The sequence below is a fragment of the Pseudomonas khavaziana genome (assembly GCF_019145205.1).
GTDB lineage: Bacteria > Pseudomonadota > Gammaproteobacteria > Pseudomonadales > Pseudomonadaceae > Aquipseudomonas > Aquipseudomonas khavaziana.
The window spans coordinates 44,167-68,309 of the sequence record NZ_JAHSTT010000007.1 but is presented as its reverse complement, the minus strand read 5'-3'; the positions used below and the strand labels follow the sequence as shown (position 1 = coordinate 68,309).

At 60.7% G+C, this 24,143-nt stretch carries 22 protein-coding genes and 1 pseudogene; 14 read left to right on the top strand and 9 right to left on the bottom strand.

The genetic code is table 11. The annotated features are described in order from the left end of the window. Nucleotide 1: 1 nt before the first annotated feature. On the bottom strand, nucleotides 2-1,822 hold the full coding sequence (locus KVH01_RS17840; RefSeq protein WP_217882310.1) for a sigma-54-dependent Fis family transcriptional regulator: 1,821 nt from the start codon (nucleotides 1,820-1,822) through the stop codon (nucleotides 2-4). 352 nt (nucleotides 1,823-2,174) lie between these two features. Here KVH01_RS17840 and KVH01_RS17835 point away from each other — a divergent pair, with 352 nt between their 5' ends. From KVH01_RS17835 to KVH01_RS17790, 10 genes are all read left to right on the top strand, one after another. Next, nucleotides 2,175-3,269 (top strand): ABC transporter ATP-binding protein, encoded by a 1,095-nt coding sequence (locus KVH01_RS17835; RefSeq protein ID WP_217882309.1) that lies wholly within the window; start codon nucleotides 2,175-2,177, stop codon nucleotides 3,267-3,269. Beyond that, nucleotides 3,269-4,366 carry an ABC transporter ATP-binding protein gene (locus KVH01_RS17830; RefSeq protein ID WP_217882308.1) on the top strand — a complete coding sequence of 366 codons (1,098 nt, stop codon included), beginning with the start codon at nucleotides 3,269-3,271 and terminating at the stop codon, nucleotides 4,364-4,366. The genes KVH01_RS17835 and KVH01_RS17830 overlap by 1 nt, the downstream gene beginning before the upstream one ends. Further along, a complete protein-coding gene (locus KVH01_RS17825) occupies nucleotides 4,363-5,229 on the top strand; it encodes a carbohydrate ABC transporter permease (protein WP_005789024.1) in 867 nt (288 codons plus the stop codon). The genes KVH01_RS17830 and KVH01_RS17825 overlap by 4 nt, the downstream gene beginning before the upstream one ends. Before the next feature lie 10 nt (nucleotides 5,230-5,239). Then, entirely contained in the window at nucleotides 5,240-6,040 is an 801-nt protein-coding gene (locus KVH01_RS17820; RefSeq protein ID WP_003232361.1) for a carbohydrate ABC transporter permease, read from the top strand. 11 nt (nucleotides 6,041-6,051) lie between these two features. Continuing rightward, complete coding sequence (locus tag KVH01_RS17815; protein ID WP_014718862.1) at nucleotides 6,052-6,324, top strand: DUF2160 domain-containing protein; 273 nt, start codon at nucleotides 6,052-6,054, stop codon at nucleotides 6,322-6,324. Between the two features lie 162 nt (nucleotides 6,325-6,486). Then, nucleotides 6,487-8,229: an ABC transporter substrate-binding protein gene (locus KVH01_RS17810; protein ID WP_003192009.1), complete on the top strand. Its 1,743-nt coding sequence runs from the start codon at nucleotides 6,487-6,489 to the stop codon at nucleotides 8,227-8,229. A 278-nt stretch (nucleotides 8,230-8,507) separates the two neighbouring features. Next, nucleotides 8,508-9,887: an iron-containing redox enzyme family protein gene (locus tag KVH01_RS17805; RefSeq protein ID WP_217882307.1), complete on the top strand. Its 1,380-nt coding sequence runs from the start codon at nucleotides 8,508-8,510 to the stop codon at nucleotides 9,885-9,887. An 11-nt stretch (nucleotides 9,888-9,898) separates the two neighbouring features. After that, complete coding sequence (locus KVH01_RS17800; RefSeq protein ID WP_217882305.1) at nucleotides 9,899-10,843, top strand: methyltransferase; 945 nt, start codon at nucleotides 9,899-9,901, stop codon at nucleotides 10,841-10,843. A 5-nt stretch (nucleotides 10,844-10,848) separates the two neighbouring features. Continuing rightward, nucleotides 10,849-11,967 (top strand): carboxylate-amine ligase, encoded by a 1,119-nt coding sequence (locus KVH01_RS17795; protein ID WP_217882304.1) that lies wholly within the window; start codon nucleotides 10,849-10,851, stop codon nucleotides 11,965-11,967. Nucleotides 11,968-12,051: 84 nt separating this feature from the next. Beyond that, nucleotides 12,052-13,299, top strand: a complete 1,248-nt coding sequence (locus tag KVH01_RS17790) for a zinc-dependent alcohol dehydrogenase (protein WP_217882303.1) — start codon at nucleotides 12,052-12,054, stop codon at nucleotides 13,297-13,299. 103 nt (nucleotides 13,300-13,402) lie between these two features. Here KVH01_RS17790 and KVH01_RS17785 read toward each other — a convergent pair whose 3' ends face one another. After that, the gene (locus tag KVH01_RS17785) at nucleotides 13,403-13,834 is read right to left on the bottom strand and encodes a hypothetical protein (protein ID WP_056846517.1); all 432 of its coding nucleotides are present in this window, start codon (nucleotides 13,832-13,834) and stop codon (nucleotides 13,403-13,405) included. Nucleotides 13,835-14,486: 652 nt separating this feature from the next. Beyond that, complete coding sequence (locus tag KVH01_RS17780; protein WP_217882302.1) at nucleotides 14,487-15,275, bottom strand: AraC family transcriptional regulator; 789 nt, start codon at nucleotides 15,273-15,275, stop codon at nucleotides 14,487-14,489. Nucleotides 15,276-15,360: 85 nt separating this feature from the next. On the opposite strand from KVH01_RS17780, the gene KVH01_RS17775 reads away from it, so the two are divergent. The 4 genes from KVH01_RS17775 to KVH01_RS17760 all read left to right on the top strand — a co-directional run bounded on the left by KVH01_RS17775 (nucleotide 15,361) and on the right by KVH01_RS17760 (nucleotide 18,690). Next, complete coding sequence (locus KVH01_RS17775) at nucleotides 15,361-16,359, top strand: bile acid:sodium symporter family protein (RefSeq protein ID WP_217882301.1); 999 nt, start codon at nucleotides 15,361-15,363, stop codon at nucleotides 16,357-16,359. Between the two features lie 86 nt (nucleotides 16,360-16,445). Next, on the top strand, nucleotides 16,446-16,808 hold the full coding sequence (locus tag KVH01_RS17770) for a type 1 fimbrial protein (RefSeq protein WP_217882300.1): 363 nt from the start codon (nucleotides 16,446-16,448) through the stop codon (nucleotides 16,806-16,808). Between the two features lie 111 nt (nucleotides 16,809-16,919). Next, nucleotides 16,920-18,107, top strand: a complete 1,188-nt coding sequence (locus KVH01_RS17765; RefSeq protein ID WP_043050690.1) for a sugar transporter — start codon at nucleotides 16,920-16,922, stop codon at nucleotides 18,105-18,107. A gap of 22 nt (nucleotides 18,108-18,129) precedes the next feature. Next, nucleotides 18,130-18,690, top strand: a complete 561-nt coding sequence (locus KVH01_RS17760; protein WP_217882299.1) for a hypothetical protein — start codon at nucleotides 18,130-18,132, stop codon at nucleotides 18,688-18,690. 568 nt (nucleotides 18,691-19,258) lie between these two features. Here the strand turns inward: KVH01_RS17760 and KVH01_RS17755 are convergent. The 6 genes and pseudogenes from KVH01_RS17755 to KVH01_RS17730 all read right to left on the bottom strand — a co-directional run bounded on the left by KVH01_RS17755 (nucleotide 19,259) and on the right by KVH01_RS17730 (nucleotide 23,651). Next, nucleotides 19,259-19,516, bottom strand: a complete 258-nt coding sequence (locus KVH01_RS17755; protein ID WP_217882466.1) for a hypothetical protein — start codon at nucleotides 19,514-19,516, stop codon at nucleotides 19,259-19,261. 365 nt (nucleotides 19,517-19,881) lie between these two features. Then, the gene (locus KVH01_RS17750; protein WP_217882298.1) at nucleotides 19,882-21,081 is read right to left on the bottom strand and encodes an NAD(P)/FAD-dependent oxidoreductase; all 1,200 of its coding nucleotides are present in this window, start codon (nucleotides 21,079-21,081) and stop codon (nucleotides 19,882-19,884) included. Nucleotides 21,082-21,193: 112 nt separating this feature from the next. Next, nucleotides 21,194-22,192 (bottom strand): GlxA family transcriptional regulator, encoded by a 999-nt coding sequence (locus KVH01_RS17745; RefSeq protein ID WP_217882297.1) that lies wholly within the window; start codon nucleotides 22,190-22,192, stop codon nucleotides 21,194-21,196. A gap of 14 nt (nucleotides 22,193-22,206) precedes the next feature. Next, nucleotides 22,207-22,599, bottom strand: a pseudogene (locus KVH01_RS17740) (transaldolase family protein); the annotation flags it as partial. A gap of 183 nt (nucleotides 22,600-22,782) precedes the next feature. Beyond that, nucleotides 22,783-23,034, bottom strand: a complete 252-nt coding sequence (locus KVH01_RS17735) for a DUF6124 family protein (protein WP_217882295.1) — start codon at nucleotides 23,032-23,034, stop codon at nucleotides 22,783-22,785. Nucleotides 23,035-23,399: 365 nt separating this feature from the next. Then, nucleotides 23,400-23,651: a DUF6124 family protein gene (locus KVH01_RS17730; RefSeq protein WP_217882294.1), complete on the bottom strand. Its 252-nt coding sequence runs from the start codon at nucleotides 23,649-23,651 to the stop codon at nucleotides 23,400-23,402. Nucleotides 23,652-24,143: the final 492 nt, after the last annotated feature.

Genomic DNA, 24,143 nt, shown 5'->3' with positions numbered 1-24,143 from the left:
ATCAGCCTTCGTGCTGGCGCAGGCGTTTGTACAGGGTGTTGCGGCTTACCCCCAGTTCCCGCGCCAGGTGGGAAATATTTCCGCCCACGGCCTCAAGGCGTTGGCTCAGATCCAGGTTGTCATCCAGGCGCTCACGTGTAGACAGCGGCGCCGCCTCTTTTAGATCGACAAAAAAATCATCGGGCAGATGCTCCGCACGGATCGGCTGCTCTTCGGCCATTGCCAGTGCCACCTGTAATACGCTGCTCACCTGGCGCAAATTCCCCGGCCACGGATGTTGCTCGAACAACCCCAGCACCTCGGCACTCAGCCCGGACCACTGGGTCGGCTCGCGGTGTTGCTGCCACAGTTGCTGGAACAACGCCCGCTTGTCGGTACGCTCACGTAACGGCGGTAACTCCAGGGTCAGGCCGCCGATGCGGTAGTACAAGTCCTCACGAAAGCGTCCAGCCTGCACCAGCTCACGCAGGGCCCGGTTGGTCGCCGAGATGATGCGCAAGTCCACCGGGAACACCTCGCTGCTGCCCACCGGTTGCACGCAGCGCTCTTGCAACACCCGTAACAGCCGGGCCTGGGTCGGCAATGGCATATCGCCAATCTCATCGAGAAACAGCGTGCCCTTGTCCGCCTTGCGGATCAGGCCGATGCTGCCTTTCTGATTGGCGCCGGTGAAGGCGCCTTTTTCATAGCCGAACAATTCCGATTCCACCAACTCAGCGGGAATCGCCGCACAGTTCACCGCGATAAACGCCTGGCGGCTGCGGGAACTGGCCTGATGCAGGGCCTTGACGAACACCTCTTTGCCCACGCCGGTCTCGCCGTGGATCAGCAACGGTATGTCCTTTTCCAACAGGCGCTCGGCCTGACGCACAGCTTTCTCCACCCGTGCATCGCCAAAATGCAGGGTCTTGAGGTTGATCGAGGCCGGGGTTGGCGGCGGCGTCGGTTCATTGAACACCCGGGCTTGCACCGGCATCTGCTTGGGTCGCTTCAACAGGCACTGGAACCGATTGCGTCCCGCTGCCTGCAACGAGAACGGCAAGCCCTCCGGCTGGTTGAGCAGCTCCAGCAGCGAGACCTTGAACAAACGGTCGATCATCACCCGCGACAGGCTGATACCCAGCAGGTTGTCCGCGCGCCGGTTGGCCGACAGCACCTGGCCGCTCTCATCGAAGATCAACAGGCCGGCCCACTGGCTGTCGAGATTGCTCAAGCCGGTGTTGAACGTCAGTTGGAAATGTTCGCCGCGGAACAGGTTGAGGATCAGCCGGTTTTCCACGGTCTGGCTCATCATTTTGACCATGCCCAGGGTGTGGGAGGGCGGCAGGTAGCTGTCGCTGGACACATCCAGCACCGCGATGATTTCGCGCTGTGCATCGAAAATGGGGGCGGCCGAGCCGGTCATGAAGCGGTTGGCCTTGAGAAAGTGTTCATCGTGTTCGATATGCACCGCCTGGGCGCAGGCCAGCGCGGTGCCAATGGCATTGGTGCCGCTGGAACGCTCCTTCCAGCTGGCGCCGGGGCTGAAACCACGGGCCAGCTTGGGCTCGATAAAGCGCTGGGTGCCCCAGGAGGTCAGGACCTGGCCCTGGTTGTCGGCCAGCATGATCAGGCAGTTGGAATTACTGAGGATGTTCTCGTAGTAGGGCAGCACTTCCTGGTGGGTGGTCTGCACCAGTGAATGCTGGCTCTCCAACAGTTGACGAATGCCTTCGGCAGGGAGCTGGTCAAAGCTGGGAGCGCTCTGGTGATCCAGGCCAAAGGCGCGGCAACGGCGCCAGGAATCCTGGATAAGGGTGTCGTGAGCCAGTGGTTCGGCCATGGTGCGACCTTCATTTTTATTGTTATTGGATGTGCACAATCTAACGGATCTAACCAGATCAATGTGGGAGGGGGCTTGCTCCCGATAGCGGTATATCAGTGAAAAAAATGCTGACTGATACACCGCTATCGGGAGCAAGCCCCCTCCCACATTTTTATCCTCTGTTGGTCATGAGAGTGTTGTTCAGAACTGTTCATTGTCAACCCCGAAAGTGTTCAGTTGTTCAGCCACTTTGTTCACTCCTGAACATCCCAATTAACCGATTTCCTTACGCATCAAGCGCTTGCAGTTTTGGCACGAAACTCGCTCTGACGACTGGCCAGATTCATTCCAATAATAAAAAGGTCGTGTCATGTCATTGACCCTGGAACATGTCTCCCGCGTTGTCGACGGCCAAACCTGGATCGACGACGCCAACCTGCGTTTCGAAGCCGGTTCGTTCAACGTCTTGCTCGGTCGCACGCTGTCCGGCAAGACCAGCCTGATGCGCCTGATGGCCGGCCTGGACAAGCCCGACAGCGGGCGCATCCTGATGAACGGCGTGGACGTGACGCACAAGCCGGTGCGCCTGCGCAATGTGTCGATGGTCTACCAGCAGTTCATCAACTACCCGACCATGACCGTATTTGAAAATATCGCCTCGCCGTTGCGCCAGGCCGGTGTGTCCAACGAGCTGATCCAGAGCAAGGTGCTGGAAACCGCCAGAATGCTGCGCATCGAGAAATTCCTGCAGCGTCATCCGCTGGAGCTGTCCGGCGGTCAGCAGCAACGCACCGCCATGGCCCGTGCCTTGGTCAAGGACGCAGAACTGATTTTGTTCGATGAGCCGCTGGTCAACCTGGACTACAAACTGCGCGAAGAGCTGCGTCAGGAAATGCGCGAGCTGTTCAAGGCGCGCCATACCATCGCCATTTATGCCACTACCGAACCCAACGAGGCCCTGGCCCTGGGGGGCACAACCACCATTCTTCACGAGGGCCGGGTGATCCAGAGCGGTAAGGCCGCCGAGGTCTATCACCAGCCGCAGACGGTGCTCGCTGCCGAGCTGTTCTCCGAGCCGCCGATCAACCTGATGCCCGGGCGCATCAGCGGCAACGAAGTCAGTTTTGCCAACTTTGTGCATTTCCCGCTGAACGTCGACCTGCGTGCCATCGGCGAAGGCGAATTTCGCTTTGGCGTGCGCCCCAGCCATATCAGCCTGGTACCGAGCAACGACGATGACCTGGAGCTGGCGGTGACCGTGGAAGTCGCCGAGATCAGTGGCTCGGAAACCTTTCTGCATGTGCGCAGCGAACATTTCCTGCTGGTGCTGCACCTGCCGGGGGTGCACGAGTACGACGTCGACGCGCCGATCCGCGTGTATATCCCCACCCATAAACTGTTTGTGTTCGATGGCCAGGGCCGTTTGGTCCAGGCCCCCGGACGCCGTATCGCGAGGGTTGCCTGATGGCCGAGATCCATTTGCGTAACCTGGCCCATAGCTACAGTCCTACGCCGACTGGGCCAGAGGACTATGCCATCCGGGAAATGAACCATGTGTGGGAGCAGGGCGGTGCCTACGCCTTGCTCGGGCCGTCAGGCTGCGGCAAGTCCACGCTGCTCAATATCATCTCCGGGCTGCTCAGCCCGTCCGAAGGCCAGGTACTGTTCGATACCCAAGTGGTCAACGAGCTGACCCCGGAGAAACGCAATATCGCCCAGGTGTTCCAGTTCCCGGTGGTGTACGACACCATGACGGTGTTCGATAACCTGGCCTTCCCTCTGCGAAACCAGGGCATGGCCGAGGCGAAAATCCACAGCAAAGTGCAGGAAATTGCCGAAGTCCTCGACCTGCAAAACCTGCTGAGCAAAAAAGCCCGCAACCTCACCGCCGACGAAAAACAGAAAGTCTCCATGGGCCGTGGCCTGGTGCGCGATGACGTGTCGGCAATTCTGTTCGACGAGCCGTTGACGGTGATTGACCCGCACCTGAAATGGAAACTACGGCGCAAGCTCAAGCAGATCCACGAGCAGTTCAACATCACCATGGTCTACGTCACCCATGATCAACTGGAGGCCTCCACCTTTGCCGACAAGATCGCGGTGATGTACGGCGGGCAGATCGTGCAGTTCGGCACCCCGCGTGAATTGTTCGAGCGCCCAAGCCATACCTTTGTCGGCTATTTCATCGGCAGCCCCGGGATGAATCTGATTGAGGTGCAGGCCAAGCCCGGCGGCGTGGGCTTTGCCGACACGCAGCTGCCGCTGTCCGAGGCCTTGCAGCAACGTATCAGCGCCACCGACTACCAAAAGCTCCAAGTGGGCATTCGCCCGGAATTTATCCACGTATGGGACGAGTACAACCCTGACGCCCTGCAAGCCGAGATCGTGCATGTGGAAGACCTCGGCACCTACAAGATCATGACTCTCAACCTCGACGGCGCACCGCTGAAAGTGCGCCTGGCCGAAGACAAGCCAGTGCCGGAGGGCAGGGCGTCGATCAGCTTCCCCGCGCAATGGCTGATGCTCTATGCCGACGATTACCTGGTGGAGGTGGCGCCATGAACAAGGTGCAGAACAACAAGGCCTGGTGGCTGGTGTTGCCGGTGTTCCTGCTGGTGGCGTTCAGTGCGGTGATCCCGATGATGACCGTGGTCAACTATTCGGTGCAGGATATTTTCGACCAGTCCAGCCGCTACTTTGTCGGGGCTGACTGGTACAAGCAGGTGTTGCTCGACCCACGGCTGCACGACTCGCTGCTGCGCCAGTTCATCTATTCGGCCTGCGTACTGCTGATTGAAATCCCCTTGGGCATCGCCATCGCCCTGACCATGCCAACCAAGGGCCGCTGGTCATCGCTGGTGCTGATCATCCTCGCCATTCCGCTGCTGATTCCATGGAACGTGGTCGGCACCATCTGGCAGATTTTTGGTCGCGCCGACATCGGCCTGCTGGGTTCGACCCTCAACGCCATGGGCATCAGCTACAACTATGCGGCCAATACCATGGACGCCTGGGTCACCGTGCTGGTGATGGATGTGTGGCACTGGACCTCATTGGTCGCGCTGCTGTGCTACTCCGGCCTGCGCGCGATTCCGGACGTGTACTACCAGGCCGCACGGATTGATCGTGCCTCGGCCTGGGCGGTGTTCCGGCATATCCAATTGCCGAAGATGAAAAGCGTGTTGCTGATCGCGGTGATGCTGCGCTTCATGGACAGCTTCATGATCTACACCGAGCCCTTCGTCCTCACTGGCGGCGGGCCGGGTAATGCCACCACCTTCTTGAGCCAGACGCTCACCCAGATGGCCGTAGGCCAATTCGACCTGGGCCCGGCGGCGGCGTTTTCCCTGGTGTACTTCCTGATCATCCTGTTGGTTTCCTGGCTGTTCTACACCGCCATGACCCATTCCGACGCCAACCGCTGAGGCCGCCAACATGAGCAAGCGCAAGCTAATTCCACTGCTGATCTACATCTTGTTCCTGCTGGTGCCGATCTACTGGCTGCTGAACATGTCCTTCAAGAGCAACACCGAAATCCTCGGCGGCCTGACCCTGTTTCCCCAGGATTTCACCCTGGCCAACTACAAGGTGATCTTTACCGACCCGAGCTGGTACACCGGCTACCTCAACTCGCTGTACTACGTGAGCTTGAACACGGTGATCTCCCTCAGCGTGGCGTTGCCGGCAGCCTATGCGTTCTCGCGCTACCGCTTCCTGGGTGACAAGCACCTGTTCTTTTGGCTGCTGACCAACCGCATGGCGCCGCCAGCGGTGTTTCTGCTGCCGTTTTTCCAGCTGTATTCCTCCATCGGCTTGTTCGATACCCATATCGCCGTAGCCCTGGCTCACTGCCTGTTCAACGTGCCGTTGGCGGTGTGGATCCTTGAAGGCTTCATGTCCGGTGTACCCAAGGAAATCGACGAAACCGCCTACATCGATGGCTATAGTTTTCCCAAGTTCTTCGTCAAGATTTTTATCCCGCTGATCGGCTCCGGCATCGGCGTCACGGCGTTTTTCTGCTTTATGTTTTCCTGGGTCGAACTGTTGCTGGCGCGCACCCTGACCTCAGTCAACGCCAAGCCCATCGCGGCGGTGATGACTCGCACGGTCTCGGCTTCGGGTATCGATTGGGGCGTGCTGGCAGCGGCGGGGGTGTTGACCATCCTGCCGGGCATGCTGGTGATCTGGTTTGTTCGCAACCACGTGGCCAAGGGCTTCGCCCTGGGCCGGGTCTAGAGGAATCGATGATGGAATGGATGGCCTGGACCACCCCCACTGCGCTGTTCTTTGGCGGTATTGCCCTGATTCTGGCGGGCATGACCACTTGGGAATTGCGTTCGCCGAGTATCCCCCGGCGCGGGTTGCTGCCGATCAGCACCACCCGTGGCGATCGCTTGTTTATCGGACTTCTCGGCAGCGCCTACCTGCATTTGCTGGTGATCGGCGTTACCGACTGGAGCATCTGGGTGGCGTCCGCGCTCTCCCTGGTATGGCTATTGAGTGTGATGCGTTGGGGCTAGCTGCGCACACCCCTGTAGGAGCGAGCTTGCTCGCGAAAATCGTCAACGATAACGCAGTGCTCCTGGTAGCCCGCGGTGTCTTTGCGTTCTTCGCGAGCAAGCTCGCTCCTACAAGGGAGGTGATTGCCGATAGCCCCGTTTGAAATTAACCAGGAGGTCTCTATGTTGAATAAAAACAATAAGCTGCGACATAGCATTTCATTGGCCGCCGTACTGGCCCTCAGTGGTTTGAGCGCTTCGGCCTGGGCCGATGCGTATGAAGATGCCGCTAAAAAATGGATCGGCAGCGAGTTCAAACCCTCGACCCTTACCGAAGCCCAACAGCTGGAGGAGTTGAAGTGGTTTATCAAGGCGTCGGAGCCGTTCCGTGGGATGAAGATCAACGTGGTGTCGGAAACCCTCACCACCCATGAGTACGAGTCCAAGGTGCTGGCCAAGGCTTTCAGCGAAATCACCGGCATCAAGCTGACCCACGACCTGCTGCAGGAAGGCGACGTGGTGGAGAAGCTGCAAACCCAGATGCAGTCCGACAAGAACATCTATGACGGCTGGGTCAATGATTCCGACTTGATCGGTACGCACTTTCGCTACGGCAAGACCGAATCCATCACCGACCTGATGGCCAACGAAGGCAAGGATTTCACCTCGCCGACCCTGGACCTCAAGGACTTTATCGGCCTGTCCTTCACCACCGCGCCGGACGGCAAGATCTACCAACTGCCCGACCAGCAGTTCGCCAACCTCTATTGGTTTCGTGCCGACTGGTTCGAACGCCCGGAGCTGAAAGCCAAGTTCAAGGAAAAATACGGCTACGACCTCGGCGTACCGGTGAACTGGTCGGCCTATGAAGACATCGCCAAGTTCTTCAGCGAAGACGTCAAGGAAATCGACGGCAAGCGCATCTACGGGCACATGGACTACGGCAAGAAAGACCCGTCCCTGGGCTGGCGCTTCACCGACGCCTGGTTCTCCATGGCCGGCGGCGGCGACAAGGGCTTGCCCAACGGCTTGCCGGTGGACGAGTGGGGCATACGCGTGGAGGACTGCCACCCGGTGGGTTCCAGCGTGACCCGCGGCGGCGACACCAACGGCCCGGCGGCCGTGTTCGCCACGCAGAAATACGTGGACTGGATGAAGGCCTACGCGCCACCGGAAGCAGCCGGCATGACCTTCTCCGAATCCGGCCCGGTGCCGTCCCAGGGCAACATCGCCCAGCAGATCTTCTGGTACACCGCGTTTACCGCCGACATGGTCAAGCCGGGCCTGCCGGTGGTGAATGCCGACGGCACGCCGAAATGGCGCATGGCGCCGTCACCGGTCGGACCTTACTGGGAAAAGGGCATGAAAAAGGGCTATCAGGACGTAGGTTCCTGGACCTTCCTCAAGTCCACCCCCGAGAAGCAGAAACTCGCGGCCTGGCTCTACGCGCAGTTCGTCACCTCCAAAACTGTGTCGCTGAAGAAAACCATCGTGGGCCTGACGCCGATTCGTGAGTCGGATATCAACTCCCAGGCGATGACCGACATGGCGCCCAAGCTCGGTGGCCTGGTGGAGTTCTACCGCAGCCCGGCCCGCACCGAATGGTCGCCGACCGGCACCAACGTGCCGGACTACCCGCGTCTGGCGCAACTGTGGTGGAGCAACATCGCCGCCGCCGCCAGTGGCGAGAAAACCCCGCAACAGGCGTTGGACAACCTGGCCAAGGAACAGGACGCGATCATGACGCGCCTGGAGCGCTCCAAGGTGCAACCGGTATGCGGCCCGAAAATGAACCCCGAGCGTGACGCGCAATACTGGTTCGACCAGCCGGGTGCACCGAAGCCGAAACTGGCCAATGAGAAGCCCAAGGGCGAAACCGTGAACTACAACGACCTGCTCAAGCAGTGGGAGGCGGCGCGTAAATAGTTCATCAGAGTGTGCTGAATGTGGGAGGGGGCTTGCTCCCGATAGCGGTGGTTCAGTCACAAATGGAGTGGCTGAGCCACCGATATCGGGAGCAAGCCCCCTCCCACATTTGGACCTGCGTTGTGCCATCAATGACCGCTTATCCACCCCAACCCAACCTCATTTGAATTTTTCGCACATCCCAATGCTCTGCATTTTAGAAGCGCACATTTTTGAGCGCTCTTGCGGGGCCACCTTGTGGGAGGCCCGTTGTAACGGACTTTGCGGAAACTGCCATCATGACACTCCTTACAGCGCTGTCAGGCCAGCCGGCCTCCATGACCCCATCGGCTCACGGCCCCTACCAGGAGCTTTACCAGCAGCTGTATGGGGAAACCCATGGCTGTGAAGAAGCTGCGCGCAACTTCCTGCAAGCGCAATTGGCCCAGGTACGCGAGGCACCCAGTGAATTGCCCGAAATGCCCGAGCAGTTGCCGGCCTGGATCGAACAGCGTTGCGCAGACGTGGCCCAGGCTTACGCCGACTACCTTGAGCAACGCCAGCAAGGCCGGCCTCGGCGCTATTTCCAGAACAAGGCCCATGCGTTGTATTTCCTGCAGCGCGTGGGCCCGACCAAACAGGTGGATGGCGCCTGGCTCAACGGCTTGCTGCGCTATTGGCAGGACCCGCGTTTCGATGGCCTGCTCACCACCTACCTGGAAGAGTTGGGCGATGGCGAGGCCGCGCAGAACCATGTGGTGATCTACCGCAAATTGCTCAGTGACCACGATGCTGACAGCGAAGCCGGCCTCGACGATGACCACTACCTGCAAGGTGCGCTGCAATTAGCCCTGGGCCTGTGCGCCGAAGAGTTCCTGCCGGAGATCATCGGCTTCAACCTGGGCTACGAACAGTTGCCCCTGCACCTGTTGATCACCGCCTACGAGCTGAGCGAACTGGGCATCGATCCCTATTACTTCACCCTCCACGTCACCATCGACAACGCCAGCAGCGGCCATGCCTGCAAGGCGGCGCAATCGGTGCTGAGCCTGTTGCCGCTGGGCGAGGGCAGGGCGGATTTCTATCGGCGCGTGGCGCAAGGGTATCGCCTCAATGATCTTGGCCCGGGCACCACGGCGGTAATCAAGCAATTCAACCTGCAGGACGAAGTGGTCGCCATGCTTGAACGCAAGCGCACCTTCGGCCAGCACATGCATTCGGACTACTGCCGCTTCGAAGGCAAGACCGTCAACCAGTGGCTGGCCAAGCCGGGGCAGATCGGCGATTTCCTCAAGGCCCTGGAAGACAAGGGTTGGATCAAACGCAATGAGGATCCCGCCGAGAGCCGCTTCTGGCAACTGATCGATGGCGCCGGCGCGGCGATGTTCGGCGTGTTCAGCGGCTATGAAAAACAACTGATGCATGACTGGATCGCCGGGGACTGGATCAGCAGCCAGCGCGTGCTGCCAGTTCGTCCGGGACGTGGCAGCCGTTTCTCCCGCGAACAGCGTCGCCCGGCGGATCCGGATACCCAGGCCCTGGTGGATTCACTGTGGCAACTGCCCGATGACCAGCAGCTCACCGCGCTGATCCCCTGGATGTCGGCGCGCCGTCACTGTACGCCCGCAGGGTTGTACGCGACCCGCCGCTTTATCCAATTGCGTGCGCGTTTGCGCTAAGGAACTTGCCCATGTCTGCACAACAACTCGCTGATCGCGCCTTGCTGAACCTGGGCCGAGGGTTAAAGGAAAGTGGCTATCGCTTTATCACGCCAACGCCCCTGACCCACGAGCGTGTCTACCGGCGTTTGGCGACGCCGCTGGCGATGAACATGCGTGATGTATTCGGCTGGTCGATGCCGTTCGACAATGAGCTGTTGCCAGAGGCGTTTCGTGAAGAGTTGCTGCAAGCCGGCGCGATCGAAAAACATGACGCTTTGTGGCGCAGCACGGTGCGTTGGTCGAGCCTCGATGGGCTGCTTTTTGCCCATTCACCATTTCCCACCGTACAAGCCGATGCGGTATTTTTCGGCCCCGACAGCTACCGTTTTGCCCAAGTGATCGAAGCCCATCTGCAACAGCGTTTCGAGCCGCTCAAACGCGCGGTGGATATCGGCTGTGGTGCCGGTGTTGGCGCCCTGGTGGTTGCCCGCGCACGGCATGACGCCGAGGTGCTGGCGGTGGATATCAACCCCCGCGCCCTGCGCATGACTGCGGTGAATGCCGAGTTGGCCGGGCTGAGTAACGTCAGCGTCTATCATAGCGATGTGCTGGCCAGCGTCGAGGGTGAATTCGACCTGATCGTCGCCAACCCTCCGTACATGAATGACGATGGCCAGCGCGCCTATCGCCATGGCGGCGGCGCGTTGGGCGAGCAGTTGTCGGTGCGCATCGTCAGCGAGTCCATCGGGCGCCTGGCCCTTGGCGGCAGCCTGGTGCTCTATACCGGCGTGGCGATGGTGGCCGGTGCCGATCCGTTCCTGAAGGCAGTTAAGCCGCTGTTGGCCAACGATGCCTATGGCTGGACCTACCGTGAATTGGACCCCGACGTCTTTGGCGAAGAACTCGACAAACCGGGGTATGAAGGTGTGGAGCGCATCGCCGTGGTCGCGCTCACCGTCACACGGCTGCGCTGACGTCCATGCTCACCTTTGGTATCGAAGAGGAATACCTGCTCACCGATCTGCACACCCGCTGCATGCTCGCCGAACCCTCGGCGGCGGTGCTGGCGGCCTGCCGTGAGGCGATTGGCGGTGGCTTCGCCTATGAGATGTTCCAAGGGCAGATCGAGGCCGCCTCACCAGTCTTCACCACCAGCGGCGAAGCGGCGGATTATCTGGCGACAGTGCGCGGCAACCTGGCCGAGGCCCTGGGCGAATTCGGCCTCGGGGCAGTGTGCGCCGGCAGCCACCCCCTGGCCGATTGGCGCATGCAGCGGCCAACCCCGCAGGCGCATTTCCAGCAACTGTTCGATGATATCCAGTATGTGGCGCGGCGCAGTGTGTTGTGCGGGCTGCACGTGCATGTGCAGGTCCCGCAAACACTGGACCGCATCGCCGTGATGAACCAGGTGTCGCCATGGCTGCCGTTGTTGTTGCTGCTCAGTTGCTCGTCGCCATTTTGGGACGGCGCGCCCAGCGGCTTTATGAGCTACCGCCAGGCGGCTTGTGATGAGTGGCCGCGCATGGGCGTGCCCGAACATTTTGCCGATTGGAACGAGTACCTGCGCTACCTTGCGTTGCTGCAGCGCGTGGGCGCGATCAAGGCCGATGGCAACGGCTGGTGGGGCATTCGCCCGGCGGCGCGTTACCCAACCCTTGAACTGCGCATGACCGACGCCTGCCCACGGCTGGCGGATGCCTTGGCCCTTGCCACGCTGTTTCGGGTGATGGTCACCCACGCCTGCACCCTGGAGCGCCCCGGCGCCGAATTCAGCGCCCAAGCGCGTTGGCTGCTCAAGGAGAACCGCTGGCAGGCTAAACGCTACGGCGCTGAGGGCCGGTTCGCGTTGAACGACACGGGTGCCATGGGCAGCGCTGAGCAATGGTTGCAATGCGCCCGACAAACCTTTGCCGCCACTGCCGAAGCCATGGGCGAGTCGCAGTTGTTCGATTCCCTGCAAGCACTGCTGCGGCGCGGCAACAGCGCCACCGAACAATTGCGCTGGCACGCCCAGGCGCGGGCCGACGGTACCGATGAGCTGGAATGCCTGCGCCATGTGGTCGACCAACTGCTGGTTCAGGGCAGGGGCGACCACTGATCGGGTGCTGCGCCAAGTTGAAGGAACACTGACGCAATCGCGCCGCCCTTAACTAGTAACCCCTCAATAGCAGGAGCGCAGAGCATGCGAGCGATGACTTACCAGGGCGCACACAAGGTGCAGGTCGACACGGTGCCCGATCCGACCATTGAACAACCCGACGATATCATTCTGCGTGTCACCGCCACGGCCATCTGCGGCTCGGACCTGCACCTGTACCGTGGCAAGATTCCCACCGTGGAACACGGCGACATCTTCGGCCATGAATTCATGGGCATCGTCGAAGAAACCGGCCCGGCGGTCACCGCGGTGCAGCGCGGCGACCGCGTGGTGATTCCATTCGTGATTGCCTGTGGCGATTGCTTTTTCTGCCAGCTCCAGCAATACGCCGCCTGCGAAACCACCAACGACGGGCGCGGAGCGATCCTGAATAAAAAAGCCATTCCACCGGGCGCGGCGCTGTTCGGCTATAGCCGCCTGTACGGCGGCATTCCGGGCGGCCAGGCGGAGTTGGTGCGGGTGCCCAAGGCCAACACCGGGCCGTTCAAGGTGCCGGGCACCCTGGCCGATGAAAAGGTGCTGTTCCTCTCCGATATCCTGCCCACCGCCTGGCAGGCGGTGACCAATGCCGGTATCGGCAAGGGCTCAAGCGTGGCGATCTATGGCGCCGGGCCTGTGGGCCTGCTCAGTGCGGCGTGCGCGCTGATGCTGGGGGCCGGGCAAATCTTCATGGTCGACGACCACCCTTACCGGCTGGCCTATGCGCAGAAGATGTACGGTGTGATCCCGATCAACTTCGAAGAAGACGATGACCCGGCCGATACCATCATCCGCCAGACCGCCGGCATGCGTGGCGTCGATGGAGTGGTGGATGCGGTAGGTTTCGAAGCCAAGGGCAGCACCACGGAAACCATCCTCACCACCCTCAAGATCGAAGGCAGCAGCGGCAAGGCCCTGCGCCAGTGCATCGCTGCCGTGCGCCGCGGTGGCGTGGTCAGCGTAGCCGGGGTATACGCCGGATTTATCCACGGCTTTATGTTCGGCGATGCCTTCGACAAGGGCCTGACCTTCAAGATGGGCCAGACCCATGTACAGCGCTTTTTACCCGAGCTGCTGGAGCATATCGAACTGGGGCACCTGAACCCCGAGGCGATCGTCACCCATCGGCTGTCCCTGGAACAGGCGGCGCGGGGCTATGAACTGTTTGATAAAGCCGAGGAAGAGTGCCGCAAGGTGATCCTGCTGCCGGGGATCAGTGATCGGCCACTGACCGAGCCGCTGGAAGAGGAACTGACCCCTGAGCTGCGCGTGCAGGGCGTGCCCGGCTACTAAAAAATGTGGGAGGGGGCTTGCTCCCGATAGCAGTGTGTCAGCCCATACATCGGTTGACTGACACGCCGCCATCGGGAGCAAGCCCCCTCCCACATTTACAGTGTCAGGCCATGGCTTGGGGCTGAATGCGCAACTCGCCGTCCACATCCTTGACCAGCCCGCTGGCCACGAACAACGGCGCCAGGCGCTTGTGCAACTGCGGCTCGACAAACTCCTTCACCATCTCCAGCACCAGCACGCCACTGAGCGGCAGCTCGACCTTGGTGTACGACAACCACGCCTTCTTCAACGCCATCAACACATCACTGCCCGCTGTCGAAGCAAAGCGACGGTGCATTGGCTTACCGTCGAAGGTGAACGTGTGCTGGAACTCATAGCCGCTTTCATCACCACCGCTGGCAGCGCACCGTACGCAGGTGCACGGGCCGTCACCAAAGGCGCTGCGCAGGTAAGCGTTGAAGTCCACCACGGGCTTGAGTGACAGGCGCTTATCAACCTCAAACAGGTCCCCGGTCATTTTTTCGTCAGTGTTCAACGTCCATTTCCTCGCAGGTCAGTCGCGGTATTTCAACGCGCGGCACAATACCAGCCGAGCGCGGGTTTGTGGGTTATTTGCATGACAATAGATCCCGATATTCTGTCCGGGCCCTATGGAGCGCAGGCAGCCAACCCCGTTCTAGACATGAAATGCCGTCAAAAATGTGGGAGGGGGCTTGCTCCCGATGGCGGTGTGTCAGCCACAGTTGTGTGTGCTGATACTCCCTCGTCGGGGCATGGGTATCTACACAACTGCTTGCTCTTGCGCTGTTGCTGTTGCTCTGGCTTTTGATCTTGATCTCAGGCGCCCCGTCAAACACGCTGGCCGAACGCAGGCTTGAAGCCGTGGGTAACCCGGCAGGACGCCGGGTTAGCCGCCCCGCGCCATGGATGGCGCGTGGCGGCGGCCCACGGATTCAAGCCTGCGTTCGGGCACACCGAGCCTAAGCGAGGTGCCGAGTGTTGGGGCGAAGGCCTTTTGGTTACTTTTGTGCCTTTACAAAAGTGACACGCCGTAAGGGCGTAACCCTAAGTGGCCGTTACCGCAGCAACGGATATGTACTCGGTCTGATCCAACATCCTGGTCGGCTGTCAGGCCGCCATCGGGAGCAAGCCCCCTCCCACATTTTGATCCTCACAGCCCCGAAGGATCAGCGGAAAAACTCACCCGGTGTCGTTTCAAACTGCTGACGAAACGCATTGATAAATGCCGACGTCGATTCATATCCACACCCCAGCGCCACATCCGTCACCCGCTCACCCCGTTCCAGGGCGGGCAGGGCGCTCAGCAGTCGCAGGCGCTGGCGCCAGGCGCGGAACGTCAGCCCGGTGTCATTCAGGAACACGCGGCTGAGGGTCTTTTCGCTGACCCCCACTTTGGCGCTCCAATCCCCCAATGTGGTCTGCTGCTCCGGGCGCAGGCTCAGGCTGCGATAGATCTGCCGCAGTCGTGGGTCATGGGGCAACGGCAACATCAGATCCACCTGGGGCGCGGCGGCGAGTTGGTCGAGCAGCACCTGGGCGAGGCGTCCATCGGGCCCGTCCTGGGCATATTCCACCGGCAACTGGCTGAAGTTGCGGATCAACTCACGCAACAAACTGCTCACTTCCAGCACTTGGCAACGCTCGGCCGCCCAAGCCGTGACGCTGCAATCGAGGTACAGACTGCGCATTTCGGTATGGGGCGAACTGAATACCCGATGGGGCATGCCCGCCGGGATCCACACTGCACGTTGCGGCGGCGCGACGAAGCGGCCGACGCTGGTCTGGATCTCCAGCACCCCGGAAATCGCATAGGACAACTGCACCCACGGGTGACTGTGCCGTCGTGTCAGCGCCCGATTGGGTAAGGATTCAGTACGCCCATACACAGGCCGTGGCAGGCTGGAAAGCCCGGGCACACTGCGTCGCACGGCTTTTTCATGTCCTTTAGGCGGCATTTACTGGCTCATTGGCGTTAGTCGGTAACAGGCGGTTACGTTAGAGTCGCCACGACGCTCTTGGCAACCCCTGGAAGACTTGCTTATGACCCGCCCGCGCTTTCTACCCGATAACTTCACCCTGACCCTGATCGCCACGGTGATCCTCGCCTCCCTGCTACCGGCCAGCGGCCAGACCGCCGTCGCCTTCGGCTGGGTCACCAACCTGGCCATCGCGCTGCTGTTTTTCCTGCACGGCGCCAAGCTGTCACGCCAGGCCATCGTTGCCGGTGCCGGCCACTGGCGCTTGCACCTGCTGGTGTTCAGCCTGACCTTCGTGCTGTTCCCGCTGCTGGGCCTGGCGCTCAAGCCGGTGTTGTCGCCGCTGGTCGGCAAAGATCTGTACATGGGCATGCTCTATCTCTGCGCCTTGCCGGCGACGGTGCAATCGGCGATTGCCTTTACATCCCTGGCCCGCGGCAATATCCCGGCGGCGATTTGCAGCGCGGCGGCTTCCAGCCTGTTCGGTATCTTCCTGACGCCGCTGCTGGTAGCGCTGCTGCTCAACGTGCACGGTGATGGCGGCTCCACAGTCGATGCGATTGTCAAAATCAGCGTGCAGTTGTTGTTGCCGTTCATTGCCGGGCAAGTCGCCAGCCGCTGGATCGGTCGCTGGGTCGGGCGTAACAAAGCCTGGCTGAAATTCGTTGACCAGGGCTCGATCCTGCTGGTGGTCTACGGCGCATTCAGCGAAGCGGTCACCGAAGGTATCTGGCACCAGATTCCGTTGTGGCAACTGGGCGGTCTAGTGGTGGCCTGCTGCGTATTGCTCGCGCTGGTGCTGGTGGCCTCCACGTTGCTGAGCAAGGCGTTTGGTTTTAACCAGGAAGACCGCATCACCATCCTGTTCTGCGGCTCGAAGAAAAGCCTGGCGACCGGCGTGCCGATGGCGCAGGTGCTGTTTGCCGGGGCGAGCATGGGCGTGTTGATTTTGCCGTTGATGCTGTTTCACCAGATCCAGTTGATGGTCTGCGCGGCGTTGGCCCAGCGCTATGCCCAGCGTCCGGAAAGTATTCCTGAGTTGATGGGGCAGGTGGATCCGTGATCCACCTCTCATTCTCGGGTAAATAAGCTCAAGTTAACCGCCGCGCCGACGACTAACTTCTTACTAACCCAAGAAGGAGTGTCGGCATGAACGTTGGTCGTTTTTCAGTAATGGCGAGCCTCCTTTGTCTATGGGCAAGCACCTGCGGCGCAGCGGAGATAGCTGGGCAGGGCACTCTCAGGTTCACCGGCGCCATCGTCGAGTCGGGGTGTGCGACAAATGCGCGCAGCGGTTCGGTGATGGAGCTGCGCGGCTGTGCCAGAGTCAGTCGCGGCAGCCGCTTCGAGGCGCGCAATGTAGCGTCGGTTGCCAGCGTCAACGCGGCCCATGTGCGGCTGGTGGCGGACAGCGGCGAGGGGCGCTATTACGACCAGCGCTATCTGCTGGTGGACAATGCGGGTAAGGCCATCGAGTCGGGCAACTACGTGATTACCATGACCTCGCCATAGCTCCCGGGGCGACGATCCGCCTCAACAGCCGCCCGAGAAACCTATAGAATGCTCGGCGGCGGCGCTTGTCCTGGGCGGCGCCTGATCATCGTCAGAGTACCGCGCCCGTCAATGAGCCTTTCAGCCGCAACCCCCCAAGCCAATTGGCAACCGGTCATCGCCCTGGCGCTGGCCGCGTTTGTGTTCAATACCACCGAATTCGTCCCTGTCGGGCTGCTCAGCGCTATCGGTGCCAGCTTCGACATGCCCGTAGCCAGCGTCGGCCTGATGCTCACCATCTATGCCTGGATCGTGTCGCTGACCTCGCTGCCGGTAATGCTGCTGACCCGCAACGTCGAACGGCGCAAATTGCTGATCGTGCTGTTCGGCCTGTTTATCGCCAGCCATATCCTTTCCAGCGTGGCCACCAGCTTCGGCTTGCTGATGGTCAGTCGGGTCGGCATCGCCCTGGCCCATGCGTTGTTCTGGTCGATCACGGCTTCTTTGGCCGTACGCCTGGCGCCGGAAGGCAAGCAGGTGCAGGCCCTTGGCTTGCTGGCCACCGGCACGTCACTGGCGATGGTGCTGGGCATTCCTTTAGGTCGTCTGTTGGGCGAGGCCATGGGCTGGCGCACCACCTTCCTGGTGATCGCCGCGTTCGCCGCCGCCCTGGTGTTCTGGCTGGCGCGCACCTTGCCGCCGCTGCCCAGCCAGAACTCCGGTTCCCTGCGCAGCCTGCCACTGCTGTTCAAACGTCCGGCGCTGGTGGCCCTCTACGTGCTGACCGCGATGACGGTCACCGCGCAATTCACCGCCTACAGCTATATCGAACCTTTCGTCGAAGGCGTCGCCGGGCTGGGCGGCAGTGCGGTCACTGTGATCCTGTTGGTGTTCGGTGGTGCCGGCATTATCGGTTCGTTGTTGTTCAGCCTGGTGCATCGCTTCAACCCCCATGTCTTCGTGATCAGCACGGTATTCCTGCTCGCCGCATGCCTGGCCCTGATGCTGCCGTTGAGCGGCGCCGAGTCTTACCTGGTGGTGCTGAGCATTTTCTGGGGTATGGCGATCATGGGCTTTGGCCTGGCCATGCAGTCCAAAGTGCTGGTGCTTGCACCGGACGCCACCGACGTGGCCATGGCGATGTTCTCCGGTATCTACAACATCGGCATCGGCGGCGGCGCGTTGATGGGTAGCTGGGTCGGCAGCCACTTCGGCTTCGCCTGGATCGGCGCGGCGGGCGGGTTGCTGGCGGCGCTGGCGTTGGTGGGATATTGCCTGGCGATTCGGCGGTTTGGGCAGGGAGTGCCGTTCAACAAATAAAATTCACAGGGACTGGTGATTGATGAAGTATTTAATGGTTGTTTGTGTTCTGTTATCGCTCGGTGGCTGCGTTACCAACCAGTTGCACTTCGCGGCGTACTCGACGGAGGCCGAGTTGGCGGCAATCAAAGGTCGTGTTGTACAGGCCGATATCGTGCAAGTGACCGGCGGTGAAAAGTGTACGCGCTGTAAGGAGTCGAGCAAGATTGTTTGGCATGCTGCGAATTACAATGTTGGCCTTTACGAGGGGTTCGCCAACGTTCCTGTTGACGACTGGACCGAGTTCACCAAACGTGCTGTGGACGCTTCTCCCACTTCGACACTCAAAACCAGCGTCGAAATCGACAGAGTCTTCGTCAAGACTTGGAACTCTCCTGACTATTACGCCTGTGAGGTTACCCTGACGGTGGACGTCGCCGGCGCGAAATACCCTGGGCGCTCCCGGCTCAAGTTGAAGCAGGTGGGGCAAAGCTTAATCGGTGACAAGGTTGCTGCTCTTAACGCGCAGGTATTGGATACTGTAGGCCTGACAGTTAAAGCGGCCTATATGAATGCTTTGACCAACTATCACAAGGCGCACTGAATAAGTGCGGTTTTGCTGATTGGCTGAGCTTATAGAGGCATGGGTATCTACACAACTCTGACGTAGCGACCGTCAGTAACCACGATGCGAAGCGAGCCGCTCTTGATCTTGATCTGCTTTTGATCTCAGGCGCCCCGTTAAACCACGCTGGCCGGAATTCGACAGGGGTTTGGGGGGTAAACCGGCAGGGATGCCGGTTTAGCCGCCCCGCGCCATGGATGGCGCGTGGCGGCGGCCCCCCAAATCCCTGTCGGATTACGGGCACACCGAGCCTAAGCGAGGTGCCGAGTGGTGGGGCAAGAGCCTTTTGCTTACTTTTGGGCTTTTTTCAAAAGTGAGCCGCTGTAAGAGCGGAACCAATAGTGGCCGTTACCTAAACAATGGATATGTACGCAAACCAACCCAACATCCTGGTCGGCTATCAGGCCGCCATCGGGAGCAAGCCCCCTCCCACATTTGGATCGCTGCATCAGCTAGATAGCTATAAGCTGCCAGGGAGCAGCGGTGTATCAAAGTTATGTAGATACCCATGCTTATAGAGGGCGACCGCGAGGCCGCCCGTTTTCGTCTACGACATCCTTGCCCTTAGCCTACGCCCAATCATATCCAGTAAATCGCAGCCGTCACGCAATGGAATACTTAACAGCAACGCGAAGTCCTGCAACACAACGGTATCGCTGTTTATTTCATCGCGAAGTGCCAGGTTTTCCAGAACTTGAGTGACTGCCCGAATGCGAAAAACAGCTGCGTCATGCAAGGCATCTAGCGGTGCCTGAGTATCGATTAGCAGGGTAGGTATGGTGCAATCGGGGCCCGTGATGGGCATGTATCGATCAGATGAGGTCATGGTTCTTGCTCCTATATCTAAGTGAGCCGTCACCTTCTGCCGCCAAGCAGAATTAGGGTGGCGGATTACGCAAGGTTGGCGGACCGGGGATATAGGACCCGGCACTTCCGAAGAAGTCCCTGCGCAACCCGCCATTGCACGAAATCACGGGCGCAAAAAAAGCGCCTGCAATCGTGTTGGGGGCGCCGTTGCGCCTATATCTGGTCGGACCGCCAAGTCCAATCGCAGCACTTGCTGCGAGTTGGAAGAGTAGCCTGGAGGATGCTCTATCGCAACCGGGGAGTGGACGACATCAAAAAATTGAATCGATCTCTCCCCGTCAATGTGGTGAGCAACGCGAAGTTCTACGCCACCGGAATCAACGGATCCGCCGCCGCCAGCGCCACTGCCCGATCCGCCGCCGGTGGGTAGATCCACACACTGTTGATCTGCTGCTTGAGTGCCTTGGCCTCCTGGCCCACCAGTTTCAGCTGGCGGTCCCAGCCTTCGGTGTACACCGCGCCCCAGGCGCCGAGGTCGAGGCAGGTCACGTATTTGGGTTGGCTGTAGGCCATCGGCGCCACGCCGATCAAGTCGGCGGCGACGTTGTTGCCGGCGTAGCGGCCCAGGGCGATGGCGTGCTGGCAGGACATGGCGGCGAAGTTACCCAGCTCGTCGGTGGCGGCGTAGGCCACGTCACCGGCTGCAAAGACGGCGGGCTGGCCTTTGACCTTCAAGTGTGCGTCCACATGCAAGCGACCCTGGGGGTCGCGGGTGCTGTCGACATGTTCGGTCAAGGGGTTGGCGCGAAAGCCAATGGTCCAGATCACGGTACTCGATTCAATCCGCTGCCCGTCCGCCAGGGTCACGCCGCCGGCATCCACCGAGGCCACCGAAGTATTCAGTATCCATTGCAGTCCCAATTCCTGGCTGGCTTCGATGATTGACGGGCGTATGCCATCGCCCATGGAACCTGCGATTTGCGGGCCGCGGTCCACCACGATCACCCGAATATCGGCAGCATCTCCCAGCGCCGCACGCAGCCGCGCCGGCATCTCGGTGGCGGTCTCGATGCCGGTAAAACCGCCGCCGGCGACTACCACGGTGTTGCGGGCCGGGCTGTCGGGCAGGTTTTTCAAGGCCTTGATATGGGCTTCAAGGCGCGTGGCATCTTCGATCTGGTCCACATCGAAGACGTGCTGGATACCGTGCATGTCGGGGCGATTCAAGCGGCTGCCGGCGGCCAATACCAAGCGGTCGTAGCTAAGGGCGGTGGGGACGCCGGCCGCGTTGCGGTAGGTCACCAGCTTGGCATTGACGTCGATGCTTTCGGCGGCGCCTTGCACGAAGGTCACCCCCACTGCATCGAACAGCGGGCCCAAGGGCGCCAGCATATTGTGTACGTCGGGCTCGTAGAAGCGTGGGCGAATGCGCAGTTCCGCTTGCGGGGCGAGCAGGCTGATGTGCACATCGTTGCGGTCATGTTTGTCGAGCAGCCGGGCCGCGCTCAAGGCGCTCCACACGCCGCCGAACCCGGCGCCGATGATGAGAATGTGTTGTTTCATGGGGTTGCTCCAGAGACCAGATAAGCCGCAAGGCATTGCCTGATCACTGTAAAAGCAGCGCGGACTGGCAGAAAGTACATAAAACCCTGGATGACTGCCAGAACCGTCAGCGCTAACGAGAAAAGCGCTCCCGGTAATCACGGGGCGAGATGGCCAGATGACGGTGGAAGGTGCAGCGCATGCGTTCCTCGTCGCCAAACCCGCACAGCCGGGCGATTTGGTCGATGCTGCGTTGGGAGTCTTCGAGCATGCGCCGCGCCGCTTCCATGCGAAACAGCTCGATGGCCTTGGCCGGGGTGCGCCCGGTTTTTTGCTTATAGACCCGGGCAAAGTTGCGCGGGCTCATATGGCTCTGGGCGGCCAGGCGTTCTACGCTGAGGTCGCTGTGTTGCAGGTTGTCGCTGATCCAGACATGCAGCGCATCGAAGCCGGCGCTGTCGGTGGTTTGCGCTTGCAGCACCTGGCTGAACTGCGCCTGCCCACCGGGGCGCTTGAGGAACACCACCAACTCCCGCGCCACTTGCAGCGCCACTTCACGGCCGCAGTCGGCTTCCACCAGCGCAAGGGCCAGGTCGATCCCGGCACTCACGCCAGCTGAGGTCCACACCTGGCCTTGCTGCACGAAGATCGCGTCCATATCCACTTCGATGCTCGGGAAGCGTTGCCTGAGCAGGTCGCACATCGCCCAATGGGTCGCGGCGCGGCGGCCCTCGAGCAAGCCGGCCGATGCCAGCAGGAAGGTGCCGCTGCACACCGAGGCGGTGCGTCGAGCCTGGCCGGAGGCGTTGCGCAGCCAGTCCACCAGGGCGGTGTTGTCCGCCATGGCTTGTTCAATGGCGGGCGCGCCGGGCACCACCAGGGTATCGATGGTGCCCGGTTCAAACTGGGCCAACGCCAGCGTATCGACGCTCAAGCCCTCGGCAGTCGGCATCAGGCCACCTGCCAGGCTGGCGTTGTGCACCACGTAGCCAGGTAGACCACGCTCGGTCATGGCCTTGGTCGCAGCCCAGAACACGGTTTGGGCGCCGGTCAGGTCGAGCAGGCCCATTTGTGGATAGGCCAGGAACACCAGGGAACGGGGTTGGCCTAGCGGGGCGATGGATGATGTCATGCGCTGGCCAAGAGCTTTTCCAGTTTTTCCTGGTCCCGCGCAAACTGGCGGATGCCTTCCGCGAGTTTTTCAGTGGCCATCGCATCTTCATTCGAGGCCCAGCGAAATTGCGCTTCGGTCAAGGTCTGGCGCGCTTCGCCCTCGGTAGAAATGCGCCCCGGGATCACCTTGAGAATCCCCGCACCCACCGCCACCGCGAAGTGATCGCAGGCCAGGCCCACGTCGCCCTTGGACTGCGCGACGACACTGCGCAGCAACTCGGCGTATTCCGGAATGGCGGCGGCCTTGAGCAGCAGCGACGGGTTGGTGGTGGCGTCCACCGGGCGCAGGCGGCTGATGGCTTCCAGGTCGCCGGTGTCGCAGACCACGGTGGTGAATTGCTTGAGTTGTTCGAGCTTGGATGTCATGAGTGGTGGCCTCCAGGAAAGTGGCAAGGACCCCTGTTGTACCACTTCCCGCCGGCCTTGTTTACCCTGGGGTTGCCGGGTCTGTACCGCCGAATGTGTGGGGCTTGCTCCGATGGCGGTGGGTCAGATATGGATTAATTGACTGACCCACCGCTATCGGGAGCAAGCCCCCTCCCACAGGGGTTATGGAGTGTTGGCAGGTGTGGGTTGCAGGCAAACCAGTGCGCGGTCGGCGAGGGTGCGGGCCATGTCGATCAGGTGGGCCGTCGAGCAGGCCATGTCGCGCTGGGTGCCTTTGAGGCCCTCAGCAGTTTCGGTGGCGGTGGTTGCGGCGCAGCGTAGCAGCGAGGAAATGCTGGCGATGGCGTCTTCGAAGCTCAGGTCTTCGTGGGCGACAAAAACGGGATAGGGTGGATCGGGGACGACTTTGTTCATGCTTGAAGCTCCTGCTTGGATTGGAAGCCATTCTTTTGCCGATCTCACACGTCAAAAGGTGGCAGCTATGTGCGGGGTGAGATACCGGAAGCAGGACCCGGCCAGACCGAAGTCTGCCCGCACATAGCCGCCATAGACGGTTGTAGCGCATGGTGCCTGCTCATGCACGGGATCTCACACCCGATCGCTGATATGCAGCGACGAAGCGAAGGCTAGCCAGTGGATTGAGCAGGCGCAAGGCCGAAGGATTGTCTAGGAAGCGTCCTGCAAATTAAAGGGGTATGGATTGCTGGCCTTTAACAATGCATGTCGAACAGGCGACACAGGCCAAAATGTGGGAGGGAGCAAGCCCCCTCTCACAGGGGTTATGGGGTGTTGGCAGGTTTGGGTTGCAGGCAATCCAGTGCGCGGTCGGCGAGGGTGCGGGCCATGTCGATCAAGTGGGCGGTGGAGCAGGCCATGTCGCGTTGGGTGCCTTTGAGGCCCTCGGCGGTTTCGGTTGCTGTGGTGGTGGCGCAGCGTAGCAGCGAGGAAATGCTGGCGATGGCGTCTTCGAAGCTCAGGTCTTCGTGGGCGACAAAAACGGGATAGGGTGGATCGGGGACGACTTTGTTCATGGATATAGCTCCTACTCAGTTGGGGCGCCATCCGGTGCCGTTTCCACACGGCAGATTGGGTGGCAGCCATACGCGGGGTGGAAACCGGGGAGTAGGACCCAGTCAGACCGAAGTCTGCCCGCGCACAGCCGCCATTGAGCGTTTGCATACGATCATGACGCCTACTCATTCCCGGGTTTCCACACCCGATCGCTGATATGCAGCGACGAAGCGAAGGCTAGCCAGTGGATTGAGCAGGCGCAAGGCCGAAGGATTGTCTAGGAAACGTCCTGCAAATTAAAGGGATATGGATTGCTGGCCTTTAACAATGCATGTCGAGCAGGCGACACAGGCCAAAATGTGGGAGGGGGCTTGCTCCCGATAGCGGTGGGTCAGGTATGAATTAATTGACTGCCCCACTGCTATCGGGAGCAAGCCTACTCCCACAGGTGTGACATGGACGTCATTACCGCTGTACTGGTAAAACTCAGCTAACTTGAAGACCCACGAGCA